The following is an 18,791-nucleotide window of genomic DNA, read 5'->3' on the forward strand; positions in this document are numbered from 1 at the left end:
CGGCAGCTGTATTTTCCGATGAAGCAGTGGACCGGCGTTCACGCGCTGCATATTGCCAATCTGGAGTCAAGCGGGTTTGTTGCTCTTCCGCAACCTTCAGCGGGAACCGTAAGCGGAACGGTGTATGGTCCCGGTCTTGAACCGTTGGAAGGCGCGAATGTGAATGTGAGCGGCTACGGCGTTTTATCAGTCGTAACCGGGCCGGACGGTGCCTTCGTGATGCCTCGGGTTCCTGGCGGCTGGCAACGGATAACGGCAAGGAAAGACGACTATCGCACGACAGTTTCGGATGCCGTCTATGTAGAAGCAGGTCAAACTGTGAGCATCATGCTTGAGCTGGAGGACAGCTCGCCTCCGGTGTTGACCGGTACGCCGGCGGTAGGCGAGGGAATCGGGGAACCGGTACAGGCGACGGTGTCCCGCGACGGATGGCTGTACCTCGTACCGGAATCGGTGCTCCCGGTGCCGGCGCAGCTCGAAGCGGCTGCCGTCAGCACTTCGGTGTACGCCGTCCGCACCGGGGTTGCGGCCCATAACCCGGCTTTCCTCGATACATCCGGCTTCGTCGAGGGGCGGTATATGTTGTATGCGGTAGACGGACGCGGACGCGTATCGGCAGGATCGCCCGTGCTGCTGCTATCGGCCAACCAATCGGTCGTGGACAATGAAGATCCGCTCGTTCGTTATGCCGGGACATGGGCGACGACACGCAATGACGACCGGCATATCGGCAGCAGCGCCGTGACGGCGACGACGGACGGAGCCTCTCTCGAAATTCCGTTTTATGGCTCACGGGCGCAGCTGCTCGGCGTTCGCTTTCATACGCACGGCAAAGCCGCGATATATATCGACGGCGAGTACCGAACGACGGTAGACAACTACCGCGCAAGCTGGAAAGCGCAGGAGGTCATATTCGATACGGGACCGCTGCCGGAGGGAGCGCACATCATCCGGTACGAACGGATCGGCGAGAAAAACCCCGCCTCCAGCAATTATTTCATCCATTTCGACGCGTTGCGTATCATGACTGCGGCGCAGTTGCCTCCTATTGCGAATCGCGTCGGGGAAGGACCGGTTGCCATCGGCACGCCGGTAGCGGCAGCAAGCTCCAAGAGCGCTACCCTTTATCTTGTCCCGCGAAGCACGAGCGTGTCCCGCAGTGCGATTGAAGCGGCAGGGGCAGCAGCTAACGGAGCAAGCGTAACGGTGACGGCTGCGGCATACGGGCTGCTCGACACGATCGGTTTTTCGCCGGGGCTGTACAGCGTGTATGCGATCGATGCGAAGGGCGACGTATCCGAAGCGCTTCCGCCGATTCCCGTGATCGATCCCGACGAAACGATTGTAGACAGCGCAGGACCGGTTGTCTACTATAGCGGTACGTGGTATACCACAAGCAATGACATTCGGCATATTGGCAATAGCGCGGTGACTGCGATGAACGATGGGGCTTATGTCGACATTCCGTTTTACGGGAAAAGGGCGCAACTGCTCGGCATTCGCTTTCATACGCACGGCAAAGCCGCGATTTACATCGATGGCGAGTACCGGACGACCGTAGACAACTACCTCGCAAGCTGGAAGGCGCAGGAGGTCATATTCGATACGGGAGAGCTGCCGGCAGGGCTGCATACGATCCGATACGAGCGGATCGGCGAGAAAAACCCCGCCTCCAGCGACTATTTGGTTCACTTTGACGCGCTTCGGGCGATAAACGAGCCATAACCTCGTTGTTTGTTTGGGCTGCGCAACAGCTTCGAGACGAAAGTGGTGGATCGGCATCATACGCAAGAAGTAATACTGGAACAAAATAGGGAGATTGTTGTTGCGTAAATGAGCCGATTGGACCAAAGGCTGGCTGGGAGAATTTGATGAATAGGAGGCGGAGCGGCTGTCCTTAAGCGTGCAGGGATCGCGACGTAACAGTGATACGCGGGGCGGCTGACCGCCCCGCCCTTCACCGCTTCAGCGGCTGCAAATCCGGGTGGATACGCCGCTCCCGTATCCAGAGCCGGATTGTATTAATCAATCTTTCATATACGAAGTAAAAGGATATCTGCATCGCAAATTTACTTTATCTTCCGCCTAGCCAATGAGTCGTCCCGCTATTTGGTTGCATTGGGAAATAAGGTATGTTAGAATTTCGCTAACGCTTAACGATGGGAGATGAAGAGGATAATGTAATCTTTCTTGCTTACCGCTTAAAGAACAATCAAGCTCTGTTCTGTTCTTTATCCGGCAAGAAAGTTACTTATTCTTTTCACTCAATAAATATATTCTGATTTGGCCTGTATCGGCTTGAATCGCTGTATTTCATTGAGCTACAAGAAAGGTAACTTTCTTGTAGCTTTTTTATTTATCAAAAGGAGTTCATGGTGATGAAACTGACGTTTGCCCATGAAGGCAGCTGAGACAACATCAAAGATCGTTGATTTGAAAAGCTAACTATTTCTAGGAGGATGAAAGCGATGATGATTGAGGTTGTAGATGATCAAGTGAACCGGTCACTGTCGATTGACGCGGTTCATCATAAAATTACACGAATGCCGGAGATTTATCCATTTATCGACAAATGCACGTAGCGAATCAGTCTGCATACGCTTCGTGTCCTTTCCAGCATAGTTGATTAATGGACGCTCGAAAGCAAAGGTTACGGATGCTTTTAGCGTTGTTCTCCGGCTGGAAGGAGAATTAATGAAACCAACCTCGAAATACGAAACGATTCGACAAATGTTGTCGGATCTGAAGTTGCCCGAATTTCGGTATCTGCAAATTTTGGATGCGATATTCAAGCGAAAAATCGGCGAATACGAACGGATGACCATGCTTCCCAAGGTGTTGCGCGACGAATTGATTCGGACGCTTGGTCGGCACGTCTCCAGCGTTACGCCGATACTCGAAAAATCGTCGAAGCAGGTCAGCAAGGTATTGTTTGCCATTGCGGGCGGAGAGCGAGTGGAGACAGTTCGACTTAGCTATCAGCGTGGATGGAATTCGTTTTGCATTTCCTCCCAGTGCGGCTGCGGATTCGGCTGCCGGTTTTGTGCCACCGGCGCTATCGGCTTGAAACGAAATCTTAACGCTAATGAAATAACTGACCAACTGTTGTACTTTCATTTGAACGGCCAAACTTTGGACAGCATCTCATTTATGGGAATGGGAGAGGCTCTAGCGAACCCGCATATTTTCGATGCGCTAACGATTTTGACCGACCCGCGTATATTTGGTTTAGGCCATCGAAGAATTACGGTTTCCACGATCGGCATTATGCCGGGCATTGACAGGCTGACAAGGGAGTTCCCGCAGGTCAACCTGACCTTCTCGCTGCATTCGCCGTTTGATGAACAGCGAAGCGAGCTGATGCCAATCAACGACCGCTTCCCGTTACATGACGTGATGAAGGCGTTAGACCGGCATATCCGGGATACGGGGAGAAAAGTATATATCGCCTATATTATGCTTCGAGGGATTAACGATTCGACTGAGCATGCGGAAGCGGTTGCCGTTCTGCTGCGGGGTAGGGGATCTGGGGAGCATCTGTATCACGTCAACCTGATTCCCTACAATTCAACCGATGTAACGCCCGAAAGCTTCGGGCAATCTGACCGAAACCGGATCAAAAAGTTCGTTTGGGTCTTAAAGTCGAAGGGAATCAACGTCACGGTTCGAACCCAATTCGGATCGGACATTGACGCGGCTTGCGGTCAGTTATACCGAACCAGATAATCGATGTTGAAAACTTAATTTGTTCTCCGGTCTCCGTCGGTCCGCCAGCTGGAAGAAAACACGGCTGCCCTGAAAATGGCAACCGTGTTTGTAGTTTCAGATAAGAAGGAAAGAGAGGAGCCGGTAGATTGGAACAGCGGAAAGGGCATGCAGGAACGGTGAGAAGTGCATCGCCTAATTAGTTCCATATGGACGAGTGGCCGTAAGTCGGCCTAAAATCCTCCGTTATCAAAATGCGAACAAGCCCCGGTGCCGGGGCTTGTTTGTCATATCGTGCATACCGCCGAACCATCGATAAATCAATATAGGGGAATCGAAGAATTACTAAAGAAAATGAACGATTACCAATCGTATTCTGTTAGCAAGCGATTTACAATGAATGATGACAAGATTGCTGCTGCTGCTTATGCGTCGGGCCTAGGCAGTAGCAACGCCAGGAAACTTTATATGCAGCGGTTGATTCGGGGGAGGAGTTAGAACAGATGAGCGCCACTATGAAAAAGATCGACGTCGATGTGCATAATGCGCTGAAAAGCCCGAGAGATATTTATCCCTATTTTCCGCAGCCGTGGAAATCCCAAGGGGCCGGGCTGCCCACAAGCGGTTATCCTTCGCCGATCGATTTCAAACGCGAAAACAGCATACCGCCGTCCGGCGGGCCGGCCGCTTCCGACGCCGATTATATCGTGCAGCATTTGATCGAGCCGAACGATATCGAATTCGCCATCATGACCGGCCATTATTTCGACGTATCGGCACTGGTCGATCCCGATCATGCAGCGGCGATTGCGAGCGCCTACAACGACTATATGGCGAACGATTGGCTGCCGAAGCATGCGTCGTTCCGCGGCACAATCGTCGTCGCCACGCAAGACCCGTTTCAGGCGGTGCGGGAAATCGACCGGATGGCCGAACGTTCGTCGATGGCAGCCGTCGTGTTAAGCACGGCCCAGCCAGGGCTTCTCGGGCAGCGACGGTTTCATCCGATCTACGAAGCGGCGGCGCGTCATGGTCTTCCGATCGCGATTCATCCGGGAGCAGACGGAGGGGGCGGGACGTATCCGCCGACGCCGTCCGGCTATCCGACCCATTTTATGGAATATCATTTGCGTACCTCGCAAAGCTTCCTCGGACACATGATCAGCTTGGTGTGCGAGGGGGTTCCCGAGAAGTTCCCGAATTTGAAATTCGCGATGCTCGGGGGCGGCGTCTCCTGGGTACCGCATCTGCTATGGCGGCTGGATAAAAACTACAAGGCGCTGCGCTCTACGGTGCCGTGGCTGAAACGGTTTCCGAGCGAATATATTCGCGACCATTTCCTGTTTTCTGCGAATCCGCTGGAAGAAGCGTACGACCCGCAAAATATGCTCGATCTGTTCAATATGATCGACGCCGAGAACGTTTTGCTTTATTCGAGCGACTATCCGAACCGGGACGACGGTACGGCGACGAACTTATTGAATCGTTTAAGCCCGGAAGCGCGGAAAAAAATAGTTTACGATAACGCCAAGAAGCTGTATCGGCTATGAGAGGAGTTGTCCGATTCGATGGCAGGTCAAATACAGAAAGTCATTGACGTCGATGTGCATCAAATGCTGCCCAGCGGGCAAGCGCTGCTTCCGTACTTGCCGGAGCCGTGGAAATCGCGGTACGCCAAAACGGGCTCAGGCGGCTCGGGCATGAACCTGCACAACCCGGTTGGGGTAATCCGTCAAGATTGCCGTCCGCCGTCCGGCGGTCCTACAGCTTCCGACCCGGATTTTATGGTTCAAGACTTGCTGAAACCGTACAATATCGAACGCGTTGTTTTAACCGGCGATATGATGGGCATTTCTACGGGACACGATCCGGATTTTTCCGCCGCTATCGCCTCGGCCTATAACGATCATCTCGTCGAATATTGGCTGAATACGAAGCATGAGCATTATGTCGGTTCGATACTCGTTTCCTCGTTCGACGCCCATTTGGCGGCGAGAGAAATCGACCGGATGGCCGATCACCCGAAGATGGTCGGCGTCATTATGTGCAGCGGCCAGCGGAACTTGCTCGGCCAACGCAATTTTTACCCGATCTATGAGGCGGCTTCCCGACACGGTCTGCCTGTAGCGATTCATCCGGGCAACGAAGGCGCCGGAGGAACGCCGCCGCCGACGGGGCACGGCTATCCGACCCGGTACTTGGAATGGCACACCAGCTTGTCCCAAAACTATATGGCCCAACTGACCAGCTTAATATGCGAAGGCGTGTTCGAGAAATTTCCGAAACTGAAGTTTGTATTGCTGGAGGGCGGCATCGCCTGGCTGCCGGGACTGATGTGGCAGATGGACAAAGCTTACAAGCAGCTGCGCGCTACGATGCCGTGGCTGAAACGATTGCCGAGCGAATATATTCGCGATCACTGCTATTTATCTACGCAGCCGATCGAGGAGCCGGATGATCCGAAGCAGCTAATGACTATATTCGACATGATCGACGCCGAAAACTTCCTTATGTTCTCGACCGACTATCCGCATTGGGATAACGATATGCCGACGGAAATTTTGAAGAAGCTGCGTCCGGAACATAAGCAAAAAATATATTACGATAACGCCAAAAAATTATATAACTTGTAAATTGCCTTCCAATTAATGTAAGCAAACCAAGCCTTCCAAAGCCCAGCGGCGATGGAGGCTTGGTTCGTTTTCGCCGGTTTGACACTTTTTGCAGCCGTCGCTGTCTTTTTATAAAATTGAGTCGTAGAATCGTTCAAGTCCGAAACTCCGGCAAGCTTATTGAGAGTAACAGAATAGGAGAATAGCAGATAGTAGGCGTTGAAGACAATCTTACTATGACGATTGCATGTTGCTTACAAATGAATTCTCATGTTCAATCATTGCTTTTTGGCGAAAATGATGGATCAGACGGCCTAGTGGCTGTCATTTGTTAAAAAACAATCGGAAGCACCATATCGTTTTTGACCGCATTGCTTACGATCCATTATGATAATCAATATCGAGGTGGTACAACATGCAGGATAAGGTGACCATTGCAGAAGCTAAAGACTTCGACTATGAAAAATTGCGTGACATCTTCTTTACGGTCCGTCGCGATTCTTTCCACTGGGTGGATCCTCTAACATTAAGTTTATCCGATTTTGATAAAAGCACGAAGGATGAATTAATACTTGCCGCCTTTATAGAGAACGAACTTGCAGGATTCGTATCCGTGTGGGAGCCGGACCGATTTATACATAATTTGTTTGTTAGAAAAGAGTTCCAGGGTCGTGGTATAGGAACAGCTCTTGTAAAAGAAGTGAGCAGAAGATTAGGGCTGCCATTAACCCTTAAATGTGTAAAGGCAAATACCGACGCTTTGAATTATTATTTATCAAACCAATGGACCATCGAACAGGAAGCTGAGAGCGCAGAAGGTTTATATTGTTTAATGAGGTACGAATGATCAGACCTTGCTTGCATCACCAGCAGCCTGTTGAAACTAACGCGCAGTTTAGTATGGAAACCAGCGACTTGTTTTCCGTCTTGACATCCATATCGCTGCTGTCATACTTGCCTGTATAGGGAGGCTGGAGCCAGTGGACGAACGGATAGATGAAAGTCCGAAGAGCGTACCGTTTCGCACCCGCATCGTTGCCTTCTTGTGGGATTATGTGATCATTTTGGGTTATATCCTCCTACTGATCGGAGTATCCTTTCCTGCGCGACCGCTGGTGAGTCCGCTATTTACGACAAGTCCCTTGTTGGCAGAGATTTCCGGGTTTCTCTTCATTACACTGCCCGTCTATCTTTATTTTGCCATATGCGAGGGGACGAAATCGCACGCAACATGGGGGAAACGAAAAATGGGGATTGCGGTGGCGGGCGTGCATGGTCAACCGATCGGACTCGTAACCTCGCTCTTTCGTTCCGCCCTTAAATTTTTCCCTTGGGAACTGGCTCATTTCACCATTTGGCACATGGTGCTTCCTTCCGAGTATCCGGATTATTTCATCTATTCTTTATTGGGGACGGTCTACGGTCTGGTGCTTATTTATTTGATCAGCCCGCTATGGAGCAAAAAGAAACAAACGGTTTATGACTCGATCGCAGGAACTGTAATAAGCCGATCTGGATTGGGCGGCGGGTAGCTTCCCGACCCCGTTTTGTACGCTCGCGGTCGAGCACCGGAAACGGAGCGACGGCACAATTGCGACGGCGATTAAGGCACCGGAAGGCGTGACGGTTCACCTGGCTGGTAGCGTCGTTGCAAGCTAGTGCGCCATTTCCGAAGTTCGTCCCTTTACAGAGCAGGGAAGCTGGCCACGGCGCAGGGGCCACATCATCTGGCTCTCCTTGGGCCTGAATCCCGACAATGGCCTTCTCATCCGTGTTCTCGAGGGCACGGTTGCTTTCGGGGAACGAATTTTTAGAACGCTCTACTAGTCGGCCCCGGCGGAGGGATGGCGTCGCATATCGGGTGTCAACGTTACGGGCGACGCCACTGCCGGTCTCGAACGAATTGCCGATATTGTTAAACAACACCCCGAGCTGGTTCATTCTCCGCGTCTTGAGCGGACGGTGCGGCGACTTTACTTGATTACCACAAATTTCCGTTTTCATCAAACGGCATGTCTTGCAGCTCTCCGACAATTTCCAAATTCGAATGGCTGGCAGCCTCGTCCAAAAGCGCTTCGGAAATATAAATATATTCCATATGAAGCGAATCCGCTATGCGAATGATTTTTGGCTTCCGAACATCGATTTCATTGCTTGCCCGGATACACGCGGCGATTGCGGCCCGATCGCTGTTCAAGATCATGGGGATGCGCACGACGTCAAAAACCGTGGAGGTTAAAGCGTTGATATAGGAAGCTTCCAAATCCGCCTTGTCAAACAATCTTCGGGTCGTTGCATGAGCCATTCCGGCTCCGATGATAACCCCGTGGCTTTCATCCGTAACATCAAGCACGGCCACTTTCTGCGACTTCAGCCCGCCGCTGGCATAGGGCGTAGCGAAGGTTCCTGTAATATTGGGGTCCATGCCGTCGCCGCTAATGTTTTTGCCGATTTTATCGACAATCAATACATCCGTTTCCTCGATCCATATACGCGGCATGAATTGTTTGGCTTGCACTAACAGCTCCGGCTCTCTTTCGGCAATATGCTCTTTTCGAATCGCTTCCAGGAGGCAGGTTTCATCAAAGGCGTTTTCTACGATGGCTACGGAAAACAGGATTTTGGCATGGTTTAAAATGGTATTTCCAAAAAGCGGGATTAACCGGCGCATATGTTTCCAGCCTGCCGCGTGGCAGGCGTTGGCTCCTTCTCGTTTGCCCAAACCGATTGCCATCATTTTCATGAGGCCGCTCTCATATTCCCCCCGGAATGCGGTATGCGGCTTCACGCGTCCCAGCACGACAATACCGTCAGCCTCCGCAGCATACCGGTCAATGACTACGGAATGACCTTCAGGCGTCGTGCCGATTTGCACCGTATCCATCGTCGACTTGATCGGACAGCCGCAGTACGCCTCCGTAACGCCAAATTCCTCGATGATTTTTTGCTGGTTTTCCGCAATTCCTCCGCCATGGCTGCCCATGGCGGGAATGATGAAGGGAAGTGCTCCTTTTTCTTTCAGAACCCTGACGATTTCCCGTGTAATAAGAGCAATATTGCGTATGCCCCTGCTTCCGACCGTGATGGCGATCCGCATGCCGGGAAGAATGATGCTCGAGATATCGTCTTGTCCCAAAATGTCGTTGATCTTCTGCGGAATATTATCCGGAGGAATCGAAGGACGCGGGAATTTCTGCTTGACCTTGACCATTTTAGGAATAGGCACTTCATTTAACAAATCATAAAAAACAGTCACCGGCCGATCACTCTCCCTGATTTGCTCCGATCCTTTACAACTGAATGATTTGCCCCGATTTCACGCTTTGATGCACCGCTTCACACATTTGAGTTGACACCAAGGCTTCTTCTCCGCAAGGATAAGCCCCTTCCAATTGCTCCAGTTTCATTCCGTTTTTCAGCAAGCCGATCAGTTTCGTAAAGTACAGCATCGATTCGAAGGTGTACCCTTGCGGAGCGATGCCGTAAAACGGCCGTTCGACTTCAAGCGCCGCATAAGGGTTCGATACGATGGAGGCCGCTTCGTCCTCGAAGGCGCTCAGCACGCCGCGATCTTGACTGTCTACTTCCGTCATCCCGTCCGAGCCGATGACGCGAATCCCTTGATTGACAATGGACGGGAACCCGTCTGGAATAATCCAGGAAGAGTCCATCGAGAATTGAGCGCCGTTCTCGAATTCGAATTTCGCCTGAATCGAGTCATACGTATCGATACCCATGCCGGCCAGCTTGTCCTTGTTGGCGGTGGCATATACTTTCTTGGGCTTGGATTCCAGCAGCCAATAGATCAAATCATAGAAGTGAATACCGAGAAACCACGCCGGAGAGCTGTGCTGCGCCCAATTTTTGAACCAGACGGAGGGCACGACGATTTTATCTTCCATATAAGCATAGCCGTACTGAATCTTGCCCAGCTTTCCGTTTTTGATATCGTTTTTGAGCTGCATATGCGCCGGATCAAATCGTTTATGGAAATCGACGAACAGCATAATGTTATTCTCCCGCGCCGCCCGGATCATATCCCGACCGCCGTCGCTGCTTGTATCCAGCGGCTTCTGGACCAGAACATGCACGCCGTACTTGGCCGCTTCCAGCGTAATCTCCCGATGCAGGAAGTCGGGGGTGACGATGGCGACCGCATCGAGGTTCTCCTTGCGGAGCATTTCCTTATAGTCCAGGTACCCTTTGATGGCAAACGCTTTGGCTTGCTGATCGACAACCTCCTCTTTCAGATCGGCCAAGGCGACCAGTTCGATGTCTCCCATTTTGGCGGCGAACGAGAAAGCCTTTAATATTTTCGTCCCGTAAATCCCTGCACCAATTACGCCTACTCGAGCTTTCATCCAAATTCCTCCCTAATTGGTCCTCTGCGGACATTCGATGGATCGTTACCCTTTCAAACCAGTTGTCGCAATGCCTTCCACAAAATATTTTTGCGAAAAAAAGAACAGCAAAATACTCGGCACGATCGTTACAATCGCCATGGCCATGACCTGATCCCAGTTTACGGCCGCTTGCGCGTCCAAAGACATGCGAAGGCCGAGCATGAGGGTGTATTTCTTAATGCTGTTAATAAAGATCAAGGAGTTGAAAAAATCGTTCCATGTCCATATAAACTGGAACAGCGCCACGGAGAATACCGCCGGCTTGCATAAAGGCAGCAATACATGGGTCAAAATTTTAAACGAATTGCACCCGTCCAGATGAGCGGACTCATCCAGTTCTTTGGGCAGTCCCCTGAAAAATTGAACCATCAGAAATACAAAGAAGGGGTAGCAGGCAAATATGGCCGGAACGATGAAAGGGTAATAGCTGTCCAGCCAGCCCAATTTTTTGAACAGAATATATCTCGGAATGATAATAACCGCATTGGGAAGCATCAGCGTCGAGATCATGATGGAAAACAATATATTCTTTAAAGGGAACTTGAATCTGGCGAACCCGTAGCCCACCAAAATACTGGAGGCAACGGTAAACAGAACCGTAGGAATGACCAGCTTGAACGTATTGATAAAAAAGTCGCCGTACGTAAACTGACCGCTTCCTTTCCAACCGGCCGCATACGCCTTCCAGGAAAAATTCGCCGGCAGGAAGCTGTTCGCCGCGCCGAATATTTCCTCATTGGTCTTGAACGAGGCCAGAAACAGCCATATCAGCGGATACACGATAATGGCTCCGAACAGGATTAATACAATATATTGAATATAGCGGTTTCCCCTGATGCTCACCGTTAATGACCTCCGTCTTCATAGTGCACCCAGCTTTTGGACGATCTGAATATCAAGAAGGATATAATCAGAATAAGGATAAAAAGGACCCAGGAGAGGGCGGAGGCATAGCCCATTTTAAAATTGGAGAACGCTTCCTCGTACAATTTCATCCCGAACAAATAAGTTCCCTTCATTGGCGCGCCGTTGGTGACGACAAAGGCGGATGTGAACTCCTGCAAAGCCGTTATCAGCTGCATGACCAGGTTGAAAAATATGATCGGCGTCAGCATGGGGACGGTTATCGTAAAAAACATCCTCGATTTGGACGCGCCATCCATCGTTCCCGCCTCATAGAGCTCTTGCGGAATTTGTTTCAGTCCTGCCAGAAACAGCACCATGGAGGAACCGAACTGCCAGACGGTCAGCAAGCTTAAGGTGAATAGCGCCATATACGTGCTTCCGAACCATTCCACCGGCGGAATATGAAAAAAAGCGAGCACATGGTTGACCAATCCGTCTTTCAAGAACATGGCCCTCCACAAGATGGCGATGGCGACGCTTCCTCCGAGAATGGAGGGGATATAATATACGGTCCGGAAGAAGTTGACGAATTTCAGCTTGAGATTCAAAATAACGGCTACGAGGAGAGCAAAAATCAGCTTTAACGGCACGGCCATCAAAACATAAACGATAGTGACCTTTAATGAGAGCAGAAAGTTCGGATCGATCGTAAACATATCCGTGTAGTTTTTCAATCCGATCCATTTCGGGTCCCGGGCCAAAGAATAATCGGTGAAAGAGTAGTAGAGGGAAGCAAAAATCGGATAAAACTGAAAAACAAGAAAACCGATAATCCATGGCGAAATATAAAACAATCCTGTGTAATTCCTGTAATCCCTGTAATTCATCCTATCAGCCAGCTTTCGCATAAAGTAGGGAGAAGACTGACAACAACGGGCTTGCCGGTTCCGGCAAGCCCCGGTCGTCAGAGAGCAGGTACGTCGCTCTGCCCTGAATTTCCGCCAAACAGTCGTTCACAATTTATTTGGCCGCCGCTCTTAATTCGGTCAGCTTGGTCTGGAACTGCTTGATCATCTCGTCTGCCGCCGCTTCGGGCGTCGCTTTGCCGAACCCGACTTTTTCAACCGCATCCATCATAATATTTTGCAGCTGGATATTGAGCGAGATCACATTGTCCGCCATGCCTTGCTTTTTCGTAGCCAAATCAATCGCCTTTAGGATGAGGGGATCGATCAGGTTTGAATCCGCGCTTACTTTTCTGCCGATTTCGGTCGGAGGCACCGATCGGGTATCCTTCAAGATGGCAAGAGCTTCTTTATCGTTGAAGAAGAAGTTCAAAAATTTGGCCGCCTCTTCTTTGTTGGCAGACTTGCCGTTGATACTGATCATTTGAGCGGGCCTCACAATAATTCCCGTATCCTTGGCATCCTTGGCGACAGGAGGGAGGACGACATCCGCCGAGTTTTTGAACGGTTCCTTTCTGGGACCAAGGGCCGCAATCCATTCGATCGTCGCCCCGGCCTGTTGGTTCGTCCAGACGGAGTTTTCGAAATATTTGGCCTTGAACATATATTGTTGAGCGGCAGGCTCCACGACCTTTTGATCGAACAGCTTCTTCAAGTAGATGAAAGCGTCAACAAGATCGGCCCTCGTAAACCCGAGCGTATAGTCTTCCTTGACGATTTGGCTGCCGGTCTTTTGCTTCAAATAGGGCGGCAAAATTTGCACGACCGTAGCGAATTGGTCGGTTACGAGGAAATACGATTTCGGGTCCGCCTTGTTCACTTTCGCCCCTTCGGACAGGATCGTATCCCAATCCCATACGGTGTCGGGGCTAATGCCAGCTTTGGTCAAAACATCCTTGTTGATGAGCATCGTAATGCCGCTGATTCCGGTTGGAAGACCGACCAATTTGCCGTTGACGACACCGTAATTGTTCACGAACGCTTCATCGAAGCTTTTCGTATCGATGCTTTTCAGTTGATTCAAGTCCTCGAAGGAGTTGAACTGCTTCGTAAAATCGGCGAGCCATGGCGGGTCGATCTGCATGATATCCGGCGCGGAGCCTCCCGCCAGCTGTGTCATCAGCTTCTCTTTGTAGCCGTCCGCCCCCATATATTCGCCTTCGATTTTTACATTCGGATTTTTCGATTCGTACAGGGCAATGACATCCAGCGTAGCTTTATGACGCGGGTCCGATCCCCACCAGGAAAATCGCAAGGTGACGGGTTTGTTGCCGGAAGCCTTTGCGCCTTCAGAGGATGAAGACGAATCGCTGCCACCGCATCCGGCCACCGCCAAAGCCAACATGGGAACGATGCATACTGCGCTTACTATTTTCGAAAGCCCTTTCATATTTGACCTCCTCTTTTGTTTTCTATCGGTGATCGATCAACCTTGTGTTTAAGTATAACAGCTGGCTCTTGTTCCAATAACGGACCGCAATTCACTTAAGGTATCGTTATTTAGCCAGTTGTCCGGCTTCTTGAATGAAAAGGGTATCATGAAATGATATTATCGCCTCACGAACGGATTTTATCCGATCATAATGGGATAATACCGCATCCTAAAGCACTTTCATTTGGCGAGTCCGGCTGCTGCCGCGATCTTTTCAGCCCTAAAATTAACTTGACGATCGGCATAGAGATGGATACCATGAAAAGCACATGATGAAACCGCCAGGGGGAGTTAACTTGTACAAGCTTCTTTTAGTGGACGATGAATACGAAATAAGAACGGGGCTTTGCCAATATTTCCCTTGGGACGAGATCGGTTTCGAGATTGCCGGACAGGCGGAGCACGGCAAGCAGGCACTGGATTTCGTAAAAAGTCACACCGTCGACGTCATCCTTTGCGATATCAAAATGCCCGTGATGACCGGGATCGAGCTGGCCGAGGAGCTGCAAAAACAAAAATCCAAAATCAAAATTATTTTTTTCAGCGGTCACAGAGATTTCGAATACGCCCAAAAAGCTTTGTCTTTCGGAGTAAAAAGCTATGTGGTCAAATCAACCAAATTCAGCGAGCTGGTCAACGTGTTTAAAAAGGTAAAGGACGAGCTCGATCAGGAAGCGTATGCAACCGATCCGTCCGGCAAAGAACAAGCTGCGGAAGATGCCGAAGAAGTCCAAAACTTTTACGATCGGGTGATCCTCACCATCAAAAACCATATCAAGGAGCATTATCAAGATGTGGAGCTCGACGACGTAGCCAGGCTTGTGCATATGCATCCGAATTATGTCAGCAAGCTGTTCAAGAAACAGACGGGACAAAATTTTTCCGATTACCTGTTAACGGTCAGAATGGAAAAGGCGGTCGAGCTGCTTAAAGATGTAAGATATAGAACGTTTGATGTAAGCGCTATAGTCGGTTACAGTAACGTGAAAAATTTCACGAGAAGGTTCAAAAGCTATTACGGCAAAAGTCCGCGAGCTTTTCGAACGAATGAAAACGTCAATCGGGAGGAGTAACACGGCATGGCGGGACAGCCTATGAAAAAACAATTTTTTTTAAAAAACCTAGCCCTGTTCCTGATCCTCTTGTTAATCCCGTTAATCATTTATGGAGCCTCGTCCATTGCGCTGACACAAAATGAGCTGAAAAACAATATCAATACAAATAACGACAGTATATTAAAACAAACGAAGGAAAACGTCGAGCTTGTTTTAAACGAAATCGATCAATTGAGTCTGGTCTATGATACAAACGCCGACATCGGGTTTGAAATGGATGCCATCCTGCAAAGCTACTCGACCACCTACGAAAGAAATGCCGTAACGAAAATAATTAAGGGGTTTATGAATGCCGACCCCAGCGCAAGACCTTATATTAATTCCATCTATGTTTATTACGAGAGCGGGGGCAGCCGGTTTTTCTCGTCCAGCGAGGGCGTCGTCAACCTGGCTCAGGAGGCGGATAACGCGTGGTACGCAAGCTACCGGAATCAAGATCCGAACAAAACGTTCTGGACGGAAGCGAGAGAAATCAAGCGGGCTTCCTTTGATGAAAAGCCTTTGCAAATTATGACGATTTACCATCGCATGTCTTCGCGCAACGGGGTTATTATCCTGAATATATTGCCGCAATATATCGAGAACATTCTTACCAGCATTACGCCGCTTCCCGAGCAAAGCCTGCTCATTATGAATGCGGACAAGCAGGTCCTATTTAAAAATTCGAATGCCGCCTTGCTCCAAGATATCGATCTGAATCAAATAAGCGAATCGCCCCTGAACTTTTTTACGTTGAAATTTGCAAGCGGTTACTATATCATTTCCAAGTTTCAATCCGATCGATATGGCTGGCAATACTTGTCGATCGTCCCGCAGCATACGCTCTACGAATTCCCGTCCCAGCTCGGCAAGCTCATGCTGATGCTGCTTGTGGCGGCATTTTTAATAGGCCTCGGGCTGGCTTATATTATTACGCGACGAAACTACGGACAAATATCCAAAATCGTCCATATACTCGATTCGGCGGAAAGCGGAAATCCGCTTCCTCCCATGTCGACCCGCATTACGGACGAATACAGCTATATCATCAATAATATCCTGAAAACGTTTATCGAGCACAGCTTCTTGAAAATTACATTGTCCGAGAAAAAGTTCAGGATGAAGGCGATGGAGCTTACGGCGTTGCAGGCGCAGATCAACCCTCATTTTCTGTTTAATACGTTGAGAACGATCTATTGGAAATCGTTTGCGCTCTCGGGAAAACAGAACGACGTCAGTTTAATGATCGAAAATTTGTCCGATCTTCTGGACTATTCTCTGAGCAAGCCCGAGGAACGGGTCACATTGGAAGAGGAAATACGGAGGACGATCAGTTATACGGATATTCAACAAGTACGCTACAAAGACAAATTTGACCTTATATGGGATGTCGACGAAGAAGTGAACCGGCATACGGTAATCAAGCTCATCCTGCAGCCCATTATTGAAAACAGCATCTATCACGGGATTCGAGAGAAAGAAGGGAAAAGCCTGATCAAAGTAAAAGCCTTTGCCGCGAATTCCCTTCTCCGCATCTCCATTATCGACAACGGCGCCGGTATAGACCCGGAAACGATGAAGACGATCAAGGAAAAGCTGAAAGACTCGGAAGACTATTCCGATCATATCGGTTTATTCAATACCGATAAGCGACTGAAGCTTACGTATGGCGAAGCCTACGGCCTGCAGCTCAGAAGCAAGCCCGGCTTCGGAACGGTCGTGTCCATGTCGATTCCCTCTTCGCCGGAAGGACCTGTGCCGTCGAATGGTTAGAAGCATGTTTGCAAGAAATCGTATCCTTGTTCAAGGGCTTCCAGCGGCGGGTGATGGCCGGTTGCATGATTGATGAAGAGATATTGCGACGCATCGGAATAGCCGGCCCGCTTCAGGACGTCCAACGCCCCTTCGTCATCGTAAAGTCCCGCGATCAGCACAAACGGCTTGAGTCCGCCGATGCGGAGAAGCTCGGCATGGTCCATATCGGCGGCTTTCAGTTTGTCGAGCTTGTCTCCCCAGTACCACGGTTCCGACCAATTCGTCCGATCCCATTCCAACCCGAAGTCGCTGCCCAGTATAGCTTTGATACGGCGGTCCAAACTGCCAGTGTATAAAGCCATTTTTCCTCCAAGCGAATGCCCGGCTATACCGATACGTTCGTTATCGACGCGTGGGTCGGAGCATAGGAGGTCCACCAGAAGCCGCGTATCCGCAATCAGCTTGCCGATACCGGTCCACTCGGGGTGGTCGCGAAGCAGGGCGTCGGCGGACAGCCGCCAACGCGAAAAATCTTGGCGTTCCAGTTCGAGGCTCCGGTAGGTGAGGTGATAGGCTTCCGCCGTGACAGCCGCATATCCGCGGCGCACAAGTTGCAGAGCCATCGCCAGGTTAGGTTCGTTGGTCGGCTCGAGCGTGTCCGGGTTATATCCGGCCATCCGGTCGGGGTAGTAAAACGGAACGACTACCGCAGGCAATTTTTCTTTGATGGTTTTCGGGAGCATCAATAATGTCCTTTGCACGGTACCCGGACCGTTTGCCTGCTCATACAACTCGCCATCAAATTCGGCCGTCTCGAATTTGCGAATCAGCCGCAGATAGGGCTTGTAGTCATAGTGATTCGGCTTGCCGATCCTATCGAGCCATCTTTGAGCAGCGTCATTTGTTTCGTTCATTCCGATTCTCCTTGGTGTAAGGGTTGATGATTCCGGGGGCTTGACCGATGTGAGAGCGATTTTAACCCCTCCAATCTAGATTCTCCGGAAGGAAGGCATTCCCTCCTTTGTGTAGAAATAGTTTGTAGTTGAGTAGGAGAATTGCCTGCTAATGGGGGCGTGGAACGAAAAGTTCCGCTAATCCGCATCACGGTATCGGAAAATGGGCTTAGCGGAACAATTAGTTCCTTTATTGTAGTCTCGGGGCACGTTTCCGAGGCTTTTTCGCGAAATAACGGAAAAAATCGTTCCGTTAAGGCCCGTTCCACTGACTTCGCGAGCCGATAGCGGAACTTTTTGTTCCGCTTCGTCCCCGTATTTCGGCGCTCCCCCTGGGCGTGTTTGCAAACCGTCTCTCCGAAGCCAACGTTTAAGTCATCAAATTACTATGCAGCCCGGCCACCCAGACGTTTTTGGTCCAGCTCGCGGGCAACGGGACGTACTTGCCAAGCCCGCGTTCCGTGAATGGAGGTTAGTGCGGATAATCACGAGTAACGGTTCATGAATTCCTTAAGGAATCAAGCATTGCCAACTTCGGGCTTTTTTCGATCAAGCACGACCTGCGGCAATTACAACCGCAGGTCGGTTTGCATTCGCGGCGAAATCGCCATATAGAGCGGGACGACAAAAAAATAATACTTCTTCCCCGAATGTCGCCTACATCCCTTGTCGTAGTCCCTTCGGGTATCGGGGGAGTAGGGAAAATGAATCGATCGTTGACCTTGGCGCGGAACAAGCGCTCGTATTCAAGATTACGTCATTATGACAGATATCGATCGGGCGATCGAGGAAGCGGTAGTAATGGCTCGAATCGTGAATGCCAACGTTTTCGGCGATCGACATGATGTTAAGGTCCGTTTCACGAAGCAACTAAGCTGATGTTTCACCTTTTAACAGATTATGGGCACGCGACGAGCTGAGCGACAATACTTTGGCAAAGTCATCGTTTGTGTCCCGATCGACAGAACTACGAAGTTGGCTTCAAATATACGCAGGGGCATAGAGAACAGCCCTGCTTTTCTTCTT

General features: G+C 50.2%; 14 protein-coding genes. 8 read left to right on the top strand and 6 right to left on the bottom strand.

Going from position 1 to position 18,791, the window contains the following annotated elements; translation table 11 throughout:
• The 6 genes from FE784_RS33865 to FE784_RS33890 form a co-directional block, all read left to right on the top strand.
• Positions 1–1,725: carboxypeptidase-like regulatory domain-containing protein (locus FE784_RS33865; RefSeq protein WP_139606679.1), on the top strand; the 1,725-nt coding region annotated here is incomplete at its 5' end.
• 969 nt (positions 1,726–2,694) lie between these two features.
• Entirely contained in the window at positions 2,695–3,726 is a 1,032-nt protein-coding gene (locus tag FE784_RS33870) for a Cfr family 23S rRNA (adenine(2503)-C(8))-methyltransferase (RefSeq protein WP_139606680.1), read from the top strand.
• Between the two features lie 482 nt (positions 3,727–4,208).
• Entirely contained in the window at positions 4,209–5,255 is a 1,047-nt protein-coding gene (locus FE784_RS33875; RefSeq protein ID WP_139606681.1) for an amidohydrolase family protein, read from the top strand.
• An 18-nt stretch (positions 5,256–5,273) separates the two neighbouring features.
• Entirely contained in the window at positions 5,274–6,338 is a 1,065-nt protein-coding gene (locus tag FE784_RS33880; protein WP_139606682.1) for an amidohydrolase family protein, read from the top strand.
• A 394-nt stretch (positions 6,339–6,732) separates the two neighbouring features.
• Positions 6,733–7,164: a GNAT family N-acetyltransferase gene (locus FE784_RS33885; RefSeq protein WP_139606683.1), complete on the top strand. Its 432-nt coding sequence runs from the start codon at positions 6,733–6,735 to the stop codon at positions 7,162–7,164.
• Positions 7,165–7,297: 133 nt separating this feature from the next.
• Positions 7,298–7,849, top strand: a complete 552-nt coding sequence (locus FE784_RS33890) for an RDD family protein (protein WP_139606684.1) — start codon at positions 7,298–7,300, stop codon at positions 7,847–7,849.
• Positions 7,850–8,298: 449 nt separating this feature from the next.
• On the opposite strand, the gene FE784_RS33895 is transcribed toward FE784_RS33890, so the two are convergent.
• The 5 genes from FE784_RS33895 to FE784_RS33915 all read right to left on the bottom strand — a co-directional run bounded on the left by FE784_RS33895 (position 8,299) and on the right by FE784_RS33915 (position 13,921).
• Positions 8,299–9,573, bottom strand: a complete 1,275-nt coding sequence (locus tag FE784_RS33895; RefSeq protein ID WP_218103859.1) for a nickel pincer cofactor-dependent isomerase, group 22 — start codon at positions 9,571–9,573, stop codon at positions 8,299–8,301.
• A 34-nt stretch (positions 9,574–9,607) separates the two neighbouring features.
• Positions 9,608–10,678 carry a Gfo/Idh/MocA family protein gene (locus tag FE784_RS33900; protein WP_139606685.1) on the bottom strand — a complete coding sequence of 357 codons (1,071 nt, stop codon included), beginning with the start codon at positions 10,676–10,678 and terminating at the stop codon, positions 9,608–9,610.
• A 45-nt stretch (positions 10,679–10,723) separates the two neighbouring features.
• A complete protein-coding gene (locus FE784_RS33905; protein ID WP_139606686.1) occupies positions 10,724–11,563 on the bottom strand; it encodes a carbohydrate ABC transporter permease in 840 nt (279 codons plus the stop codon).
• 2 nt (positions 11,564–11,565) lie between these two features.
• On the bottom strand, positions 11,566–12,453 hold the full coding sequence (locus tag FE784_RS33910; protein WP_246132311.1) for a carbohydrate ABC transporter permease: 888 nt from the start codon (positions 12,451–12,453) through the stop codon (positions 11,566–11,568).
• 133 nt (positions 12,454–12,586) lie between these two features.
• The gene (locus FE784_RS33915; protein WP_139606688.1) at positions 12,587–13,921 is read right to left on the bottom strand and encodes an ABC transporter substrate-binding protein; all 1,335 of its coding nucleotides are present in this window, start codon (positions 13,919–13,921) and stop codon (positions 12,587–12,589) included.
• Between the two features lie 338 nt (positions 13,922–14,259).
• Between FE784_RS33915 and FE784_RS33920 the strand changes: the two genes are divergently transcribed.
• Positions 14,260–15,036, top strand: a complete 777-nt coding sequence (locus FE784_RS33920) for a response regulator transcription factor (protein ID WP_139606689.1) — start codon at positions 14,260–14,262, stop codon at positions 15,034–15,036.
• Between the two features lie 6 nt (positions 15,037–15,042).
• Complete coding sequence (locus tag FE784_RS33925; RefSeq protein WP_139606690.1) at positions 15,043–16,830, top strand: sensor histidine kinase; 1,788 nt, start codon at positions 15,043–15,045, stop codon at positions 16,828–16,830.
• On the opposite strand, the gene FE784_RS33930 is transcribed toward FE784_RS33925, so the two are convergent.
• On the bottom strand, positions 16,827–17,726 hold the full coding sequence (locus FE784_RS33930; protein ID WP_139606691.1) for an acetylxylan esterase: 900 nt from the start codon (positions 17,724–17,726) through the stop codon (positions 16,827–16,829). The two genes, FE784_RS33925 and FE784_RS33930, sit on opposite strands and share 4 nt — an antisense overlap.
• Positions 17,727–18,791 lie beyond the last annotated feature (1,065 nt).

The sequence above is a fragment of the Paenibacillus hemerocallicola genome, from assembly GCF_006265175.1.
In the GTDB taxonomy this organism is placed as follows: domain Bacteria; phylum Bacillota; class Bacilli; order Paenibacillales; family NBRC-103111; genus Paenibacillus_AB; species Paenibacillus_AB hemerocallicola.